This window comes from Micromonospora sp. NPDC000316, from assembly GCF_042898885.1.
Classification (GTDB): domain Bacteria; phylum Actinomycetota; class Actinomycetes; order Mycobacteriales; family Micromonosporaceae; genus Micromonospora.
In genome coordinates this window covers 1-17,912 of the sequence record NZ_JBIAZG010000001.1, presented here as the reverse complement: position 1 = coordinate 17,912, position 17,912 = coordinate 1, and the positions used below count along the sequence as shown (strand labels likewise).

At 72.3% G+C, this 17,912-nt stretch carries 19 protein-coding genes; 18 read left to right on the top strand and 1 reads right to left on the bottom strand.

What is annotated here, in order from left to right:
* Positions 1-7 precede the first annotated feature (7 nt).
* Positions 8-1,645 carry a (2,3-dihydroxybenzoyl)adenylate synthase gene (locus ACFY2Q_RS00095; RefSeq protein ID WP_387125956.1) on the bottom strand — a complete coding sequence of 546 codons (1,638 nt, stop codon included), beginning with the start codon at positions 1,643-1,645 and terminating at the stop codon, positions 8-10.
* Positions 1,646-1,821: 176 nt separating this feature from the next.
* Between ACFY2Q_RS00095 and ACFY2Q_RS00090 the strand changes: the two genes are divergently transcribed.
* The 18 genes from ACFY2Q_RS00090 to ACFY2Q_RS00005 all read left to right on the top strand — a co-directional run bounded on the left by ACFY2Q_RS00090 (position 1,822) and on the right by ACFY2Q_RS00005 (position 17,630).
* On the top strand, positions 1,822-2,016 hold the full coding sequence (locus ACFY2Q_RS00090; RefSeq protein WP_387125954.1) for a ferredoxin: 195 nt from the start codon (positions 1,822-1,824) through the stop codon (positions 2,014-2,016).
* On the top strand, positions 2,013-3,182 hold the full coding sequence (locus ACFY2Q_RS00085) for a steroid 3-ketoacyl-CoA thiolase (RefSeq protein ID WP_387125952.1): 1,170 nt from the start codon (positions 2,013-2,015) through the stop codon (positions 3,180-3,182). Before ACFY2Q_RS00090 ends, ACFY2Q_RS00085 begins: the two co-directional genes overlap by 4 nt.
* A 1-nt stretch (position 3,183) precedes the next feature.
* Entirely contained in the window at positions 3,184-4,377 is a 1,194-nt protein-coding gene (locus tag ACFY2Q_RS00080; RefSeq protein WP_387125950.1) for a CaiB/BaiF CoA transferase family protein, read from the top strand.
* Positions 4,378-4,539: 162 nt separating this feature from the next.
* Positions 4,540-5,280: a 3-oxoacyl-[acyl-carrier-protein] reductase gene (gene fabG, locus ACFY2Q_RS00075; protein WP_387125948.1), complete on the top strand. Its 741-nt coding sequence runs from the start codon at positions 4,540-4,542 to the stop codon at positions 5,278-5,280.
* On the top strand, positions 5,277-5,726 hold the full coding sequence (locus ACFY2Q_RS00070) for a hypothetical protein (protein ID WP_387125946.1): 450 nt from the start codon (positions 5,277-5,279) through the stop codon (positions 5,724-5,726). Before fabG ends, ACFY2Q_RS00070 begins: the two co-directional genes overlap by 4 nt.
* Positions 5,723-6,268, top strand: a complete 546-nt coding sequence (locus ACFY2Q_RS00065; RefSeq protein WP_387125944.1) for a 3-hydroxyacyl-ACP dehydratase FabZ family protein — start codon at positions 5,723-5,725, stop codon at positions 6,266-6,268. The genes ACFY2Q_RS00070 and ACFY2Q_RS00065 overlap by 4 nt, the downstream gene beginning before the upstream one ends.
* Positions 6,258-6,512, top strand: coding sequence for an acyl carrier protein (locus ACFY2Q_RS00060; RefSeq protein ID WP_357004665.1), 255 nt, complete (start codon positions 6,258-6,260; stop codon positions 6,510-6,512). The genes ACFY2Q_RS00065 and ACFY2Q_RS00060 overlap by 11 nt, the downstream gene beginning before the upstream one ends.
* Positions 6,513-6,516: 4 nt before the next feature.
* A complete protein-coding gene (locus ACFY2Q_RS00055) occupies positions 6,517-7,722 on the top strand; it encodes a beta-ketoacyl-[acyl-carrier-protein] synthase family protein (RefSeq protein WP_387125942.1) in 1,206 nt (401 codons plus the stop codon).
* Positions 7,719-8,792 carry a beta-ketoacyl synthase N-terminal-like domain-containing protein gene (locus tag ACFY2Q_RS00050; protein ID WP_387125940.1) on the top strand — a complete coding sequence of 358 codons (1,074 nt, stop codon included), beginning with the start codon at positions 7,719-7,721 and terminating at the stop codon, positions 8,790-8,792. The genes ACFY2Q_RS00055 and ACFY2Q_RS00050 overlap by 4 nt, the downstream gene beginning before the upstream one ends.
* Positions 8,793-8,795: 3 nt before the next feature.
* The gene (locus ACFY2Q_RS00045) at positions 8,796-9,914 is read left to right on the top strand and encodes a beta-ketoacyl synthase N-terminal-like domain-containing protein (protein ID WP_387125938.1); all 1,119 of its coding nucleotides are present in this window, start codon (positions 8,796-8,798) and stop codon (positions 9,912-9,914) included.
* Positions 9,911-10,891 carry a beta-ketoacyl synthase N-terminal-like domain-containing protein gene (locus tag ACFY2Q_RS00040; RefSeq protein WP_387125936.1) on the top strand — a complete coding sequence of 327 codons (981 nt, stop codon included), beginning with the start codon at positions 9,911-9,913 and terminating at the stop codon, positions 10,889-10,891. Before ACFY2Q_RS00045 ends, ACFY2Q_RS00040 begins: the two co-directional genes overlap by 4 nt.
* 8 nt (positions 10,892-10,899) lie before the next feature.
* Positions 10,900-11,685 carry an alpha/beta fold hydrolase gene (locus ACFY2Q_RS00035; RefSeq protein ID WP_387127506.1) on the top strand — a complete coding sequence of 262 codons (786 nt, stop codon included), beginning with the start codon at positions 10,900-10,902 and terminating at the stop codon, positions 11,683-11,685.
* Positions 11,682-12,620 carry a thioesterase gene (locus ACFY2Q_RS00030; RefSeq protein ID WP_387125934.1) on the top strand — a complete coding sequence of 313 codons (939 nt, stop codon included), beginning with the start codon at positions 11,682-11,684 and terminating at the stop codon, positions 12,618-12,620. Before ACFY2Q_RS00035 ends, ACFY2Q_RS00030 begins: the two co-directional genes overlap by 4 nt.
* Positions 12,617-13,357, top strand: coding sequence for a 2-hydroxychromene-2-carboxylate isomerase (locus ACFY2Q_RS00025; RefSeq protein ID WP_387125932.1), 741 nt, complete (start codon positions 12,617-12,619; stop codon positions 13,355-13,357). The genes ACFY2Q_RS00030 and ACFY2Q_RS00025 overlap by 4 nt, the downstream gene beginning before the upstream one ends.
* On the top strand, positions 13,354-14,091 hold the full coding sequence (locus ACFY2Q_RS00020) for a class II aldolase/adducin family protein (protein ID WP_387125929.1): 738 nt from the start codon (positions 13,354-13,356) through the stop codon (positions 14,089-14,091). Before ACFY2Q_RS00025 ends, ACFY2Q_RS00020 begins: the two co-directional genes overlap by 4 nt.
* Positions 14,091-15,656 carry an AMP-binding protein gene (locus tag ACFY2Q_RS00015; RefSeq protein WP_387125927.1) on the top strand — a complete coding sequence of 522 codons (1,566 nt, stop codon included), beginning with the start codon at positions 14,091-14,093 and terminating at the stop codon, positions 15,654-15,656. Before ACFY2Q_RS00020 ends, ACFY2Q_RS00015 begins: the two co-directional genes overlap by 1 nt.
* Positions 15,653-16,918, top strand: a complete 1,266-nt coding sequence (locus tag ACFY2Q_RS00010; RefSeq protein WP_387125925.1) for a cytochrome P450 — start codon at positions 15,653-15,655, stop codon at positions 16,916-16,918. Before ACFY2Q_RS00015 ends, ACFY2Q_RS00010 begins: the two co-directional genes overlap by 4 nt.
* A 31-nt stretch (positions 16,919-16,949) precedes the next feature.
* Entirely contained in the window at positions 16,950-17,630 is a 681-nt protein-coding gene (locus ACFY2Q_RS00005; protein WP_387125923.1) for a peroxiredoxin-like family protein, read from the top strand.
* The last annotated feature ends 282 nt before the right edge of the window (positions 17,631-17,912 follow it).

Genomic DNA, 17,912 nt, shown 5'->3' with positions numbered 1-17,912 from the left:
GCCGCCGCTACCGGCTGGCGGTGGCGGTCAGGTCGCCGAGGACCGTCGCGGCCAGGGTCCGCTTGTCGACCTTGCCGACGTTCGTCAACGGCAACGCCTCGACGACCTCGAGCCGGTCCGGCAGTTTGTAGTCGGCCAGGCCCCGGTCTCGCAGCAGCTTGCGCAGCTCGACCAGGCTGGGTGCCGGGCCGTCGGCGACGACCACCGCGCACGTCTTCTCGCCGAGCCGCCGGTCCGGGAACGGGACCACAGCTGCCGCCCGGACCCGCTCGTGGGTCAGCAGGTGCCCCTCGACCTCGTCGGCCATCACCTTCTCCCCACCCCTGTTGATGACGTCCTTGATCCGCCCGGAGATGACCAGGCGGCCCTCGGAGTCGATCCGGGCCAGGTCGCCGGTCCGCAGGAAGCCGTCCGGGGTGAAGACCGTCCGGTTGTGCTCGGGTACGGCGTAGTAGCCGCGCAGCACGCACGGCCCACGCGCCAGCAGCTCGCCGACCTCGCCGGGGGCAACGGGCTCGCCCGCCTCGTCGACGATCAGGAGTTCGTCGTCGGCGCACATCGGGGTGCCCTGGGTGGTCGCCGCGGCCTCGTCGCCGTCGCCGGGGCGGGTGAAGCAGAGCACGCCCTCGGCCATGCCGAACCAGTGGGTGAGCGTGGCGCCCAGGGCCGGGCGGACCGCGCGGGCGAGGTCGGGATGCAGCACCGCACCGCCGACCTCGATGACCAGCTCGGACAGGTCCACGTCGAACATGGCGGAGGTCTCCGCCCACAGCGACAGCACGGCAGGCATGACTGTGGTGAGGGTGACCCGCTCCTGGACCATGAGCGGGAACACCTCGTCCGGGCTGGGGCTCGACGACAGCACCGCCCGGCCGCCGACCCGCAGCGCGCCGAGCACGCCGGGGCAGCCGAGGGCGGCGTTGTGCGCGACAGGCACCGCGGCGAGGTAGGCGTGCCGGTGGTCGAACGACATCGCCTCGGCGGTGGCGCGCAGCTGGAAGGCGTAGTCGTCGTGAGTGCGGGGGATCAGCTTCGGCAGCCCTGTCGTCCCGCCGGAGAGCAGGAAGAACGCCACGTCCTGCGGGTCGGGTCGGGGCATCTCCCGGGCCGGGGCGCGCACGTCCGACCAGGCCAGGAACGGCCCAGGCTCACCGACCACCAGGACGTGCCGCAGTGTGGGGCAGGCGTCGCGTACCTCCTGCGCCACCGCGCGGTTGTCCACTCCGGGCGCCCGGTCGCTTGTCACCAGGGCGACGGCCCCGACGTACTGGGTCAGGTAGGTCAGCTCGGCCCGCCGGTGTGCCGGCAGGGCCAGCACCGGCAGCGCGCCCACGCGGAACAGCGCCACGCATGTGACGAGGAACTCGACGGTGTTGGGCAGTTGGACGACCACGCCGTCGCCGGGGCGTACGCCCAGCTCGACAAGGCCCGCGGCCAGTTCGTCGGCGCGTGCGTCGAGCTCGCCGTACGTGTGCCTGCCGTGCCGGGTGACGACAGCGGTGCGCCCGGGGTCGCGGGCCTCGGCGTCCCAGTCGGCCCAGGGGCGGAGCAGATCGCCGAGCACGTCGCCGCGCCAGTAACCGGCAGCGCGGTATCGGGCGGCGAACTCTGCCGGCCAGGGGGTGAAGCCTTCACGAACAGCCACGGGGCCTCCCGTACGCCGATCACCGGCTGGAGCCGGCCATGGGATATCCGTACGCACGGTATCGACGGCTCAGAAGACACACAAGGGTCTGCGCAAAGACGATGCTTGTATTTCCCAGATACGAGTACTCCACTACCGTGGAACACGAGTGCCGGGACCGAGAGAGGGCAGCCGCGATGCGGGTACGCGTGGACTTTGACAGGTGCGACAGCAACGGCCTCTGCGCGCTCGCCGCGCCGACGGTCTTCGAGGTGCGGGACGACGACTACCTCTATGTGCTTCAGGAAAACCCGCCGCAGGAGCTGTGGCCCGACGTGACGCAGGCCGCCAAGGCCTGTCCGAAGCTCGCCATCACGGTGGAGGACCAGTGACTGCGGACGACCGCGAGCCGGTCATCGTCGCGGCGGTCCGCACTCCCATCGGCAAGCGCGGTGGTGCGCTCGCCGGGCTGAAGGGTGTCGAGCTGCTTCGACACGTGTTGGGTGCGGTCATCGACGCCGCGGGCATCACCCCCGACACCGTGGAGCAGGTGGTGGGCGGGTGCGTCACCCAGGCGGGCGAGCAGAGTCTGAACGTCACCCGCAACGCGTGGCTCAGCACCGGATGGGACCCGGCGGTCGGCTGCACGACCGTGGACGCCTCGTGCGGCTCCGCCCAGCAGGCGAACCACCTCGTCGCCGCGCTGATCGGCAGCGGCGCGATAAGCGTGGGCATCGCCTGCGGGGTGGAGTCGATGAGCCGGGTCCCGATCGGTGTCAATCTCTACAACGGGCCGGGTCACTACAAGACCGCGGACTACCCGTGGGACGACCCGCCGCGGGCGCAGTTCGGCGGCGTCGAGCGGATCGCCGCCCGGCAGGGCCACACACGCGCCGACGTCGACGCGTACGGCGTCCTGTCCCAGGAGCGCGCCGCGGCGGCCTGGGCGGCCGGGCACTTCGACCGTGAGGTGGTAGGCCTCGACGTGCCGGGCGACGACGGCCAGGCCGGGCGTCGCCGGGTCGACAGGGACGAAGGGCTGCGCGAGACCACGCTGGAGGGTCTGGCCAAGCTCACGCCGAACGTGCCCGACGGGGTGCACACCCCAGGCACCACCTCGCAGGTCTCCGACGGCGCGTCGGCGATCCTGTGGATGTCCCGCGGCCAGGCCCGGGCCCTCGGGCTGCGGCCCCGGGCGCGGATGGTCGCCCAGGTGGTCACCGGAGCGGATCCGTACTACCTGCTGGACGGGCCGGTAGCGGCGACCGGCCGGGCGCTCGAGCGCGCCGGTATGACGCTCGCCGACCTCGACCTGGTCGAGGTCAACGAGGCGTTCGCGGGCGTGGTGCTCAACTGGGCGCAGCAGCACGACACCGACCTGGAACGGGTGAACGTCAACGGCGGGGCGATCGCGTTGGGTCACCCCCTCGGCTCCAGCGGCACCCGGCTGCTCGTCACCGCGCTGCACGAGTTGGAGCGTCGGGACGCGCAGACGGCGCTCGTCACGATGTGCTGCGGGGGATCACTTGGCACCGCGACGATCCTGGCCCGGGTGTGACGTGCGGCGCGAGGAGTTCTATCGGGAGGCCCGCGACGACGTCGACGGACCCCTGCACGGCCTGTCCGTCCTGGACGTGACGAAGGTGTGGTCCGGACCGCTGACCACGAGCCTGCTCGGCGACATGGGCGCGGACGTGGTCCGGGTCGAGTTGCCGTACGGCCGCGACGGCGAGGTGCCGCCGGAGATCCCCGGCACGGGCCTGTCGTGGTTCCGCGAGACGGTCAACCGGAACAAGCGCAGTGTGGGGCTGGACCTGCGGCAGCCCGCCGATCGGGAGGCGTTCCTGGGGCTTGTGCGCGACGCGGACCTCGTGGTGGAGAACTACAAGCCCGGCACGCTCGACGCTTGGGGTGTCGGCTACGCCGACTGCCGCCGCGTCCGGCCGGACATCGTGTTCGTGTCGATCACCGGCTGGGGGCAGTACGGCCCGGACATCGACCGGCCGGCGTACGACCCGGTGGTGCAGGCCGCGAGCGGGTGGATGTCGCTCAACGGAGACCCGGCGGGCCGACCGGTCCGGGCGCCGACGTTCCTCGCCGACGAACTGGCCGGCCTGCACGCGGCTGTCGGCGCGCTGGCCGCCCTGGCGCACCGCGACCGCACAGGCGAGGGTCAGCACGTCGACGTGGCGATGCTCGACAGCCTGCTCGCCAGCAGCTGTGGCCTGTTGACGCTTGCCGCGACCGGCGCGCCGTCAGCGCGGTGGGGCAACCAGACCGACTTCGCGGTCCCGTCGAACGTCTACGGCTGTCTCGACGGCGAGGTCTACCTGTCCGTAGCCCTGGACAAGCACTGGCGGGCGCTTGCCGAGACGATCGGCCGCCCGGAGTTGGCCCGCGCGCCCGGCTACGGGCGGGGCGCGCAGCGCCGGCAGAACCGTGTAGCTGTCGACGGCCTGGTGGTCGACTGGTGCCGGGCCCGCACGGTCGGCGAGGTCATGGCGGCGTTCCGCGCCGTGGGCCTGGTGGCCGAGCGGGTGCGCACGCTTACCGAGGTCGCGGCCGATCCGCAGGTGTCGGAGCGGGACATGCTCCAGCCGACGGTGCTGCACAACGGCGCCACCGCGCCACTCACCGGTCCGGCGGTGAAGTTCTCCCGCACACCGACGCGGATCCGTCGTGGCGCGTCGGCCGCCGGCGCGGACAGCTCTGACGTGCTGGGGGACGCCGCTCCGCGCCCCGACGAGCCGTAGGGTCCGGCCAGTGTCTGCATAGTATCTGTGTGTGCTTTACGTGTGTCCTGCTACTTCTATTGATGTCAGGCCCAAGATGCTTCAACATAGGAGTACGAGATACGAGTTCCGGTCGCCGATCGGGGGCACCCGGTGTGGGTGCGACGGACAAAGGAGGCGTCTGTGACCGAGCGACCGCTGGCACTGGTGACCGGCGCCTCACGGGGCATCGGCCGTGCGGTGGCCGTCCGGCTCGCCGAGCAGGGGTACGGGCTCGCGTGCTGCTACAGCAAGCCGAGTGAAGCCGCCGAGAAGACCGAGGCGCAGGTCGCCGCCGCCGGGGTGCCTAGTTACTTCGCCCCCTGCGACGTCGCCGACGACGCGGCGGTGGACGCGTTCATCGCCGAAGCCGAGCGGCGGCTGGGCCCGATCGGCCAGCTGGTCAACAACGCGGGCATCACCCGGGACAGCCCGCTGGTGCTGGCTCGCCGCCCCGACTGGGAGGCGGTCATCGACGTCAACCTCGGCGGCACCTGGAACTTCTGCCGAGCCATGGCCTTCCGCTTCATGAAGCGCCGCGCCGGGGCCATCGTCAACCTCTCCTCGATCGCCGGCATCCACGGCAACGTGGGCCAGACCGCGTACGCGGCAAGTAAGGCGGGCATCATCGGGCTGAGCCGTTCGCTGGCCAAGGAACTCGCCCCCTACGGCGTACGCGTCAACGTGGTCGCTCCCGGTTTCATCGAGACCGACATGACCGACGCGCTGGACGCGAAGGCCCGGGACCGGGCACTGGGCATGATCGGTCTGCGCCGGTTCGGCCGCCCCGAGGACGTCGCGGCGATTGTGGACTTTCTCCTCTCCGACCAGGCCGGCTACGTCACCGGCCAGGTGTTCCAGGTGGACGGGGGGATGACCCTGTGACCGCCGCGACTGTCGCGCCGGCCTGGCGACCCGCTTCCCCCGTCTCCTACGCCGCACCGCTGCGGGCCGTCGACCGACTTCGGGTGGCTCCCCGCGACGGTGGCTGGACGATCACCGCCCGGGTCGCCGTCGATCCCGCCGACCCGAACCTCGCCGGTCACTTCCCCGGCCAGCCGATCTACCCGGGTGTGTTCGTGGTCGAGACCCTGTGCCAGGCGATTACCCAGGCCGTGCCCGGCGCCCCGCGGCTGCGCGCGGTCACCTCGATCCGGTTCCTCGCGGCGCTGCTCGGCGGCGACGAGATGGAGCTCACCCTCGACGTGGATCCGGCGGACCCCGGTGCCCCGACACCGTCCGGCTGGGCGGTGCGCGGCACCGGCCGGCGCAACGACGGCACTGTCACCGCCCGACTGCGCGCCGTCTTCGACACCGGAGCGGGCGCGTGAACGCCGTCGAGATTCGGGCCGTCCTGCCGCAGCGCCACCCGCTGCTGCTCGTCGACCGGGTGACCAGTCTGCAAGCCGGTGACGTCATCGAGACGGTCAAGGCGATCACCGTCACCGAGCCCTGCTACGCCCACCTCGGTGACGACGCCACCGCCGAGGACTACGCCTACCCGGCGTCGCTGCTCATCGAGTCGTTCGGGCAGAGCGCCGCGCTGCTCTGGCTGGCCGGCTCTGCCCCGTCGGACCGGCTCACCGACGACTCCCTGCTGCTCTTCGTGGGCGCACGGGAGTACACAGTCCAGGGCCACGCCTACCCGGGCGATGTCGTCCGGCACGTCGTACGCCTCGAACGCGTCGTCGCCGACACCGCATTCGCCACGGGCGAGAGCTGGGTCGGTGAGCGGTGCATCGCCACCGTCGGCTCGCTCATGGCCGCCCGCCGCCCCCGCGCCGCAGTCGCCGAACCCACGGCCGGCTCGACAGGCGTCGACCGCACCATCCCCGCTAACACCAGTGCCCAAGGAGGCCAACATGTCCGGTGAAAACGAGCGGTACGAGCAGCTCCGGGAGATCATCGCCGAGGTGTTGGAGATCGAGACCGACGAGCTGACCGACACCGGGGACTTCGCCGAGGAATACCAGGCGGACTCGCTGCGCGCCATCGAGATCCTGGCCCGCATCGACAAGGCGTTCAAGGTGGAGATCCCGCAGTCGGAGCTGCCCGAGCTGCGCAACCTCAAGGCCACCTACGAGGCCGTCACCCGGCACGCCGGCTGGCAGGACTGACACCGTGCGGCGCGTGGTCGTGACCGGCCTCGGCCCGGTGTCGAGCATCGGGACGGGGGTGACGGCGTTCGGTGCGGCCCTGCGGGCGGGCCGCTCCGGCATCTCCCAGATCACCAGCTTCGACCCGTCCGGGTTCCCGTACCGCAACGGCGGTGAGGTCCGCGACTTCGACCCCGCCGCCTGGCTGCGCCGGCTACCGCCGGAGCGGTGGGGCCGGTCCAGCCAGTTCGCGGCCGCCGCCGCTCGGCTCGCGGCGGACGACGCCAAACTGGACCTCGACACGGTGGACCGCTCTCGGGCCCATGCCGTGATCGGCACGACAAGCGGCGAGTCCGTCGTCCTGGAGGCGCTCACGGCGCACCTGGTCGAAGCGGGCTTCGACGCGGTGCCACCGCAGCTGATCGAGCAACTGCCCGCGGGGCGGCTGGCGCACGCGGTGAGCGAGGAGCTGGGCCTGCGTGGCGAATCGCTCACCCTCGCCACCGCGTGCTCCGCGAGCAACTACGCCATCGGGTACGCCTACGACCTGCTCGTCACCGGCGAGTCAGACGTGGTGTTCGCCGGTGGCGCCGACTCGGTCTGCCGCTGGGCCCACGCGGGGTTCTACCGGCTGGGCGCCCTCACCGAGACCGCCTGCACGCCGTTCGACAGGGACCGCTCCGGCATCCTCACCGGAGAGGGCGGCGCGGTGCTGGCGTTGGAGACCCGGGAGCACGCCGAGGCACGCGGCGCGTACATCTACGCGGAGGTGCTCGGCTACGGCCTCAACTGCGACGCCAACCATCCGGTGGCCCCGGACCGGGACAGCATCGCCGAGTGCATCCGCATCGCCCACCGCAACGCGGGCGTCACACCGGACCAGGTCGACTACATCTGCGCCCACGGCACCGGCACCCCCGCCAACGACCTGGTCGAGGCACAGGCCGTGCTTGAGGTGTTCGGCTCGAAACCGCCTCCCATCAGCTCGATCAAGTCGATGATCGGGCACACCATGGGCGCTGCCAGCGGGTTCGGCGCCATCGCCTCCACGCTCGCCATCGAACAGGGCTTCCTGCCACCCACCGTCAACTGGTCGCACCCGGACCCGCAGCTGGCCGACATCGACCCGGTGCCGAACGAGGCCAGGCCGGCCACCGTACGGCTCGTGCAGAACAACGGGTTCGCCTTCGGCGGAAACAACGCGATCGTCCTGCTCGGAGCCGCCCAATGACGCCACTGACAATCAACGGCTTCGCGGCGCTGAGCGCCGCCGGTGACCGGCCGGAGGCGCTCGCCCGACGGGTCGCCACCCTCGCCGGTGAGATTCATCCGGGCGAACCCGTCGGTGGCCTCGTCACCGAGCCGCTGCCGCGCGCCGACGGTCACACCGTCAGGGACTTCGACGTGCGTGCCCGGCTCGGGCGGCGCGGCACGAGCTTCTACGACCGGGCCACAGCCCTGGCCGTGGTGGCCTGCGGCGAGGCCCTCAGCGACAGCGGACTGACAGTGGACGACACCAACCGGGCCCGGATCGGCATGGTGTTGGGCACGACCGTCGGCAGCCTGAAGTCCACAAGTGACTACAGCCGCGAGACCCTCGTCCAGGAGAAGCCGTACCTGGTCAACCCGATGCTGTTTCCCAACACGGTGATGAACTGCGCCGCCGGCCAGGCGGCCATCCGACACGGGCTCAAGGGAATCAACGCCACTGTCACCGGTGGATCCCTGGCCTTCTTCCACGCGCTGCGGTACGCCGGCAACGCCATCCGCCGCGGCTATGTCGACACCATGCTCGTCGGCGCGGTGGAGGAGTTCTCGGCGCACCGGGCCTGGGCTTCCGCGCTGGGTCCGGCGGGCGGCGAGGTTCTACCGGGCGAGGGTGTCGCGGTGTTCGTGATCGGTGGCGACACCGACCCGGCCGGGCGTCCTGCGGTCTGTGCCGTGACCACCGGGTACGGCCCGGACGGCACGGCGGAGCAGGCTCTCACCGACTGCGTCGCACGGGCCCTGCACGTCGCCGGAGTCACCCCTGCCGACGTCACGCTCCTGGCCACAAGCGAAACGGCCACCTCCGGCCGCCGCCCGCAGCGCGACGCGGCCCTGCGGGCGCTTGGTGGACGCCGGCCGGCCGAACTCGTGGTCAGCCGGGCGGCGGGGGACTGCGGGGCCGCCACCCCCGCGCTCGCCCTTGTGGCAGCGCTGGGCCTGACCGATGACGGCGACCGGCCATCGTCCGGCCTGACCCTGCTCACGGCCCACGGCACCGACGGCGGCGTCGGCGCCGCCCTGGTCCGGCGGTAGCCCATGGCGACGCTGATCGCGGCGAGCAGCCTGCGTACCTGTCTCGGCGACGGCGCGGGCACCTTCGCCGCGCTGCTGGACGGACGTACCGGAGTTGGCGAGCTGCGGCACCCGCTGACCGGCCGGCTCAACGTGACGGCCGGCTACCAGATCGACGAGCCCGCGCCGGGGGTCGCGCTGCGGGCCGGCACCTGGCTGCGGGAGTGCGTCGCCGAGGCGCTGGCGCGGGCCGCCGTCGACCCCCTGCGGAGCCGGGTCGTGGCGCTCGTCGGCACCGGGCTGCGGGAACTCGCGGCGGTCGAGGACCTGGCGCTCACCGGCACCGCCACCACCCCGTCCCGCCTGCACTTCGGGCCCGCCGTCCGGGACGCCGTGCCCGGCCTGGCGGAGGTGGTGACAATCGCCAACGCGTGCAGCGCGGGCGGGCACGCCCTCGCGCTCGCCCAGGATCTGATCGACACCGGCGAGGCCGACGCGGTAGTCGTCGGCGCCGCCGACACGATGACCGCCTCCATGCTCGCGATGATCGGCAAGGTCGCACCGGAGCCCACCGACCAGATCCGCCCGTTCGACCGGGACCGCACCGGGGTGCTGCTCGGCGAGGGGGCCGCCGCGCTCGTCGTGGTCGGCGAGGACTGGACCGGGCCGGCCGTCGGCCGACTGCTCGCCACCGGGCTTTCCTGCGATGCCGTGCACGAGACCGCCCCCGATGTGGACGGCATCTGCCGGGCGATGAACGACGCCTGGACACGGGCCGGCCGCAGCCCGGAAGAGGCGGACCTGGTGGTTGCCCACGGCACCGGCACGGCCCTTAACGACTCCACGGAGTGCGCCGCGTTGCTGCGGTGCCTGCCCCGGCCCCAAGCGCCCCTGATCACCGCCGTCAAGGGCGCTGTCGGCCACCTGTCGGGCGCCGCAGCCCTCGCCAACCTCGACGTGGCGCTGCGGTGCCTGGCGAGCGGCACGGTGCCGCCCGTCGTCGGGCTGGTGAACCCCCTGCCGGAGGGCGAGGGGCTCACCTTCGTCCGGGACGTCCGCGCCCGCCGGGACCTCACCCTGGCCCAGGTCAACGCCTTCGGCTTCGGCGGCGTCAACGCGGTGACACTTGTGGAGGCGCTGTGACAGGCACGCCGGCCCCGCCGGCCGTCGACGTGGCGCCGGCCCCGGGCGCACGCCGTCGCGCACCGGGATCCACAGCGGTCACCGCCGTGGCCGTCACCTCCTACAGCATCCACCTGCCCGCAGACGACCGCTTCGGTACGACCGTCGCAGGCCTGCCGCGGGTGGACCCCGCCTGTTCTTCCGACAGTGCCAACACGCTGCTGGGCCGGAAAGGGCTGCTGTACAAGGAACCGGCCACCCGGCTCGCGCTGTGCGCCGTGCACCGCGCCCTGGGGCTGCCCGACGGCGTTCGCCCCGACGCCACACTCGATCCCGGCACCGCTGTCGTGGCCGCCAGCAACCTCGGCAACGTCGCCACCGTCGTCGACGTGACCCGTACCGTCGCCCGCGAGGGCAGCCGGGGGGTCAGCCCGATGGCGGCGCCGAACGCGTCAAGCAACGTCATCGCCAGCAGCATCGCGCTGTGGTTCCGGTTCGGTGGCCCGAACCTGATGGTCTGCTCCGGCGAGACCGCGGGCCTGGACGCGCTCGCTCTGGGCGTCCTGCTGCTGCGTGCCCGCCGGGCCGACCGGGTGCTTGTCGTCGGCGCGGAAGCCGACGACGAGACCGCTGTCGCGGTGCGCCGTGGCCCCACCGCCGACGTCGCGGCCCCGCCGCTGCGCGCCGGTGCCGCCTGCGTGGTCCTGGAACCCGTCGCCCGGGCAGCCGCCCCGCTGGCCACCCTGACTGTCGGGCCGACCGTGCGCCGCCGCGACGACGTACCCCCGTGGCCCGCCCGGGTCGTGGTCGGCCCCGGCCACCTCGACCCCGCAGCGGCCTGGGGTGACTGCTACGGCGCCCAGGGGGTGCTCCAGACGGCGCTGGCCGCGCGGCTCGTCGCCGAGGGTGCGGACGGCGTCGCGGTGCTCTGCGGCGGCGACGACGACGGCTGGCGTACCGCAGTGCTCACTCCTGCCGCCACCGGGAGGCAGCCGTGACGCCGCCGATGGTCCGGGAGTTGCGCTCGCCGACGGCCGGTGGACCGCTCGCGGTCTTCGCCCACGGGCTGGAGGACTCCTGGGAGAGTTGGCTGCCGTTGAGCAACGTGCTGCCGCCCGAGTGGTCCCCGGTCGCCCTCGACCTGCCGTGGCGGCCTGGCAACGACTACCAGTGGCGTCGTCGCCCCTCACCGCAGTGGCTGGCCGACGGCCTCGACCAACTGGACCGGCGCCCCGACCTCATCGTGGCCCACTCCTACGGCGGCAACGCTCTGCTCGAACTGCTCTGCGCCCGCGACCAGCGGTTGCCGGGCACCGTCATGCTGGTCTGCCCGCTGTACCGGCCGCCGGACGTCGCCGTGACCTGGCGGGTGTTCGAACGCGCGCGGCGGTCCTTCGAACAGCACATCCACGACTCGCTGCGCAGCCGGCTCGGCGCGCGGTTGCGGGCCATGGACGCGGACGTGGTGGAGCGAATGATCGCCAAGGCCGTCGACCGGGTCGGCCCGTCCGGTTTCCTGGCCGTGTTCGACCAGTTCTGCGCCAGCGCGTCACTGCGGCTGGACCAGGTGACCGCCCGGGTGCTTGTGCTCGCCGGAGGGTCTGATCCGACCCTCTCCCCGGAGGCCGCACGGACCCTCGCCGACGGCATGCCGCACGCGGTGCTGTCGATCGGCGACAGCTACGACCACTTCTGCTACGCCCGCCAGCCGGAGGATGTCGCGGCCCGCCTGCGAGCCTTCGTCGACGTGGCTCCCATCGTCACCGGTCATCCCGAAGGAGTAGCCACGTGACCACCCTCGCCCCCCACGCTCCGACCCCGAGCGTTCTGGTCAGCCGGCCGCGCTACGAAGGCGCCAACATCCGCACCTGGATCGGGTTCAAGCACTTCATGTACCTGGTGGAGGAGGCGGTCCTGCAGTGGCTGCGCGACCAGGGCCACGGGGCCCGCGAACTCTTCCACGAGTACGGCCTCGGCACCGAGATCATCGACTGTTCGGTGCAGTTGCCGGCCGTGCTGGAGGTCGACGACGAGGTCCGCGCGGAGGTCGTCGCCGGCACCGGGAAGCGGCTTCGGGTGCAGTTGTCGGTTAACCGCGGCGGCCAGGACGTCGTGGTGCTGCGGGGACACCTCACTGTCGCCCTGGTGCCCGAGGCCGACGGGCCTGTGCACCGGCCCGCCCCGGCCGCCCTCTCGACCTGGGAGACCCCCGGACTCGACACGGCGACCGGCCTGAGCGCGGAGCTCGCGCTGCCGGCCGGCGCCGACCCCGCCTCCGTGTTGACCCCACAGGGCTCGGCGGCCTACCTGTGGTCCTGGCGGGCGCCGTACTTCTACTGCCACTACTCCGACCGGGTGCAGCACTCCGGTTTCGTGCGCGCCCTGGAGGAGGTCGTCGACAGGTTCCTCGACGACAGGGGCATCTCCGTGGGACGCATGCTTTCCGAACGCGCGTGGATCCCGGTGGTCTCCCGGGCACGGGTACGCCTCGCCGAGCCGGCCCACATGGAGGAGACGGTGCACACCGTCTTCCACGTCGACGACGTGCTGCGGGAGATGATGTTCAGCGGCCGGATGGACTGCTGGGTCAACCGGGGCGACCGGCTGACGCTCGTCGCCACGGCGACGATCCTGCACGGGTACGCGATCAGCCGGGGCCCGGACGCCGGTCAGCTCGCCCGGCTCGACCCCGAGGTGTGCGCGATCCTCACCGGGAGCCGGTCGTGACCCGCGCGCCCGCCCGCCCCCGACTGTTCTTCTCCTTCCGCAGCCCGTACAGCTGGTTGACGATCCGGCGCCTGCGCGCCGCGGTGCCGACGGCGTTCGCGGAGCTGGACTGGTTCCCCTACTGGGATCCGGACGCGCGGACCTCGGAGGCGCTTGAGGCGCGCGGCGCGGAGTTCCACTACGTGCAGATGAGCCGGGCCAAGCACCTCTACCTGCTGATGGACACCAAACGTCTTGTGCAGCGCGAAGACGTGCCGATGGCGTGGCCGATCGACATCGACCCGCACTGGGAGGTGCCGCACCTGGGCTGGCTGGCCGCCCGCCACGCCGGCCGTGCCGAGCCGTTCTACGACGAGGTGGTCGCCGCCCGCTGGGAACGGGGGGAGAACATCTGCGACCCCGAGGTGGTGGCCGGCTGCGCGGAGCGGGCCGGCCTGGATCCGGCCGTGGTCACCGCAGCTGTCGACGACCCGCGGCTGCGGGCGGAGGGGGCGGACTGCCTCGAACGCGCCTACCTCGACGACATCTTCGGGATCCCGTACGTGAAGTGGGGGCGGCACCGGTTCTGGGGGCTGGACCGGCTCGACGGCTTTCTGAGCCTGTGGCGGCCGGACGCGGCTGGTGCCGCCGTCCCCGTCCTGGCTGCCGCCCCGGCCACGACGCGGCTCCCCGACCGGGCGGAGGCAATCGTGGCTTCCGGTGGTTACGACACCGACACGACGGGTGGATGCGGATGATGTTCCCTCCTGACACACCGGCGCTCCGGCAGCGGCGCATGCGGCGACTGGCCGCCACGCTGCGGTTGTTCGCGGAACTCGGCTACGACGAGGGCGCGGGCGGGCACATCACCGTCCGCGACCCGGAGCGGCCCGACTGCTTCTGGATCAACCCGTTCGGCATGTACTTCGGCCACGTGAAGGTCAGCGACCTGCTGCTGGTCGGCGCCGACGGGCAGGTGCTGGGCGGCAAGGGCCGGATCAACCCCGCCGGCTTCGTCATCCACTCGGCGGTGCACGCGGCCCGACCCGACGTCATCTGCGCCGTGCACACCCACTCCCTGTACGGGAGGGCGTTCTCCACACTGGGCCGGCTCCTCGACCCGATCACGCAGGACGCCTGCGCGTTCTACGGCGACCACACCGTCTTCGACGACTACACGGGCGTGGTGCTCGAGGAGGAGGAGGGCAAGCGGATCGCCTCCGCGCTGGGCTCCGGCAAGGCCGCCATCCTCCGCAACCACGGCCTGTTGACCGTCGGCGGGTCGGTGGAGGAGGCGGCCTGGTGGTTCGTCGCCATGGAGCGGTCCTGCCAGGTGCAGCTCACCGCCGAGGCGGCCGGCAAGCCGGTGCTCATCGACCACGAGGACGCCGAACGGACTCGCGACGTGATCGGCTCGCCCGGCATCGGCCGGTTCAACTTCAAGCCGCTCTACGAGGGTGTCCTGCGCCGCCACCCGGACCTGCTGGACTGATGATGCCCCGTCCTCAGGACCCGCCCGTTCTGCTGGCCGCCCGGCTCGCCGAGGCCCCCGACGCGCCGGCGCTCGCCGACGAGGGCGGTGTCCTCACCTGGGCGCAGTTGGTGGAGCGGGTGCACCGGTGGCGGGGGCTGCTCGCCGACGCGGGCGTCACCCCCGGCGACGCGGTGGCGCTGATGCTCGGCAACCGCAGAGAGGCGCTGGAAGCGCTGCTGGCCTGCCTGCACGCTGGCGTCACGGCGGTGCCGGTGAACTGGCACCTCACCGCGCCGGAGGTCGCCTACGTGCTTGCCGACGCCGACGTCCGGCTGCTCGTCGTCGACCCCGCGCGTGCGCTTGTGGGTGCCAAGGCGGCGGCCGAGGCGGGCACGGTCCGGGCGATCGTCACCGGCGACAGCGCCGTACACGCCCTCCCGCCGGCGGAGCCGCTGCTCGCCGCGACCGACGGGCACACCTCCCCCTCCGAGCAGGAGTGCGGGCAGTTGATGATCTACACCTCGGGCACGACAGGCCGACCCAAGGGAGTGCTCAACGGCCTGTTCGTCACTGGAGCGCCGTTCTCCCGGGCCACCCGGCTGCTCGAATACGCAAGCGAGACGCTTGGCGTGCCCGCCGACGGGCGGGTGCTGCTGGTCGGGCCGTGGTACCACTCCGCGCAACTGTTCTTCGCGCTCCTGCCCCTGCTCAACGGCGCGACACTTGTGATCCGGGAGCGGTTCGACCCCGCCGAAGCGCTTGCGACTATCGACGCGGAGCGGATCACCGAGTGCCACCTCGTGCCGACCCAGTTCGTACGCCTGCTGCGCCTCGACCCGGCCGTCCGAGCCGCGTTCTCCGGAACCAGCCTGCGCCGGATCTGGCACGGCGGCGGCGCCTGCCCGCCGGACGTCAAGCACCGCATGATCGAGTGGTGGGGTCCGGTGCTCGTCGAGTACTACGCGGCCACCGAGGGGGGAGTGGTCACCCTCATCGACTCGGCCGACTGGCTCGCCCACCCCGGCAGCGTGGGGCGTGCCGTACCGCCGAACCGGATCCTCGTCGTCGACGACGACGGCCGTGAGCTCGGCCCCCACCAGCAGGGCCGGATCTTCATCCGTCGGCCCGGCCGCGGTTTCCGCTACCACAACGCCGCGGAGAAGACCCGCGCCGCGCACCTCGCGCCCGGCGTCTTCACGTACGGCGAGGTGGGTCACCTCGACGACGACGGCTACCTGTACCTGACCGGCCGCGCCCAGAACATGATCGTTTCCGGCGGCGTGAACGTCTATCCCGCCGAGATCGAGCAGGTGTTGCTGCGGCACCCGGACGTGCGCGACGCCGTCGCGCTCGGCGTCCCCGACGAGGAGTACGGCGAGCGGGTGGCCGCTGTCGTCGAGTGGGAGCCCGGCGGTGGGCAGCGGTCCTGGTCGGCACTCGACGCCCACTGCCGGAGTCACCTCGCCGGGTTCAAGGTGCCTCGCTCCTGGCGGTCGGTCGACGTCGTCCCCCGCGAGCCGACCGGCAAGGTCCGCCTCGACCAGTTGCGCACGCTCTGCGGAGACGACCGATGGGAACGATGAGCGGGATGCCAGCGACGCGAACGACGTCCCTTGCGGACATCGCCCACCCGGCGACCTACGCAGGCGGGGTGCCACACGCCGAGTTCGAAAGGCGTCGCCGCGAGGAACCGGTCGGGTGGGTGCCGGAGCCGGCGCTGTGGCGGCACAGCTCGGCCGGCCGGATACAGCAGCAGGGCTCCGGGTTCTGGGCGGCGACGACCCACGACGCGGTAATGGAGGCGTCCCGGCAGCCGCAGGTGTTCTCCTCCGCGCTGCGCGGGGCGTTCCTGCACGACCCCCGCACCCCCGCGGACCTGGACTTCATGCGGCAGTTGCTCGTGAACATGGACGCACCGCAGCACGTGCGGATCCGCCGCATCGTCAGCTCGGTGTTCACCCCCCGCGCCGTGCGCTCGCTCGGCGACACCGTCACCCGGCACGCCAAGGAAATCGTCGAGGCGGTGCGTCAGCGGGACACGTTCGACGCGGTCACCGACCTGGCGGCGGAACTGCCCCTGCTCGTGCTCGCCGACCTGCTGGGCCTGCCCCGCGGCGACAGGCATCTGCTCTATCGCTGGAGCAACAACCTGGTCGGCTTCGACGACCCGGAGTACGGCGGCGGTGACGTCGAGGTCTACCGGCAGACTTTCGCGGAGGCGTTCCAGTACGCGATGGCAGTGGCCATACGGCGGCGGGCCGCGCCTCGCGACGACCTGATCAGCCTGCTCGCCACCGCGGAGGTCGACGGGCGGCGGATGACCGACCGGGAGTTCTGCCAGTTCTGGTTGCTGCTTGTGGTCGCCGGCAACGAGACGACCCGTCACCTGATCTCCGGCGCCCTGCACCTGCTGCTGAACGACGAAGCGCTACGCCGACGCTGGCTCGGCGCGCCGCTGCCCACAGCCACAGCCGTCGACGAGTTCCTCCGGGTGGTCACCCCGATCATGCAGTTCCGCCGGACCGCCACCCAGGACACGACCCTGGCCGGGACGAGGATCGCCGAGGGCGACAAAGTCGTCATGTTCTACGTCTCCGCCAACCGGGACGCCGCGGTCTTCGCCGACCCCCACCGGGTGGATCTGGAGCGGGAGTCCAACCCGCACCTCAGCTTCGGCGTCGGCCCGCACTTCTGCCTGGGCGCCCACCTGGCGCGGATGGAGATGGCCGCGTTGCTCGACGCCATCAGCCCGCATCTTCCTCGACTTGCCACCACGGGCCCGGTCGTCCGACTGGAGTCCAACTTTGTCAACGGCATCAAGTCGATGCCTGTGGGCTGGACCTGAGACCAGGGCCAGGCCGCTGGAAAGGAGATCGATGTCCCTCAACGAACGGCTTCGGGAGTACAAGGCCCGTCAGGAGTCAGGCGAGGTGCCACCGATCACGCCGGCCCACCTTGAGGTGATCTATCGGGAGGCGAACGCACTGGCCGCCTCGGGCGCCGAAGACCGGGTGCTGAAAGCGGGAGCGCCGTTCCCGTCCTTCGAGATGCCCGATGAGAACGGCGACGTCGTCTCTTCCGCCGACCTGCTGTCCCGGGGGCCGCTCGCTCTCGTGTTCTACCGCGGCGCCTGGTGTGACTACTGCAACTTCGAGCTGGAGGCGCTGGAGGAGGTCTACCCACGGATCAGGGAACTCGGAGCCGACCTGGTGGCCATCTCGCCAGTCACCATGCCCCACCTCCGGGCGGCCATCCGCCGCAACAAGCTCTCGTACCGGATCCTCAGCGACCGGGGCAACGCCTACGCCGAGCGGTTCAACCTGACCTACACGATGAACCAGGACCTGCTCGACGTGTGGGGCAGCTTCGGCATGAACTTCTCGCAGATCAACGGCGACGACAGCAACCGCATGACGATGCCCGGGGTGTTCCTCGCCGACACCGACGGCGTCCTGCGCTTCGCCTCGGCGTACGCGCGCCACTGGGAGCGGACGGAGCCGGCCGACCTGCTCGCCGCCATCGAAGGCCTGGCTCCGGATCGCTCGGCCCGGTCCTGACAAGCGTCGCCTGTCGCGGGGGGGCCCCCCCCCGGGGGGGGCGGCCCCCCCGGGGGGGGGGCGCCCCGCCCCGGGCGCGTGGCCCCGCCGATACGCCGGCCCCCCCAACGGGGGCGCGTGGTGTCGGGCCCCCGCCCCCCCCCCCCCGGCGGCGGCCGCCCCCCCCCCGCCGCCCCCCCCCCCCCCGCGGCGGCCCGCGGGGCCCCCCCCCCCCCCCCCCCAAAACCCCCCCCCCCCCCCACCCCGGGCGGGAGCATCGGGCTGCCGGTGTCGAGCACCCAG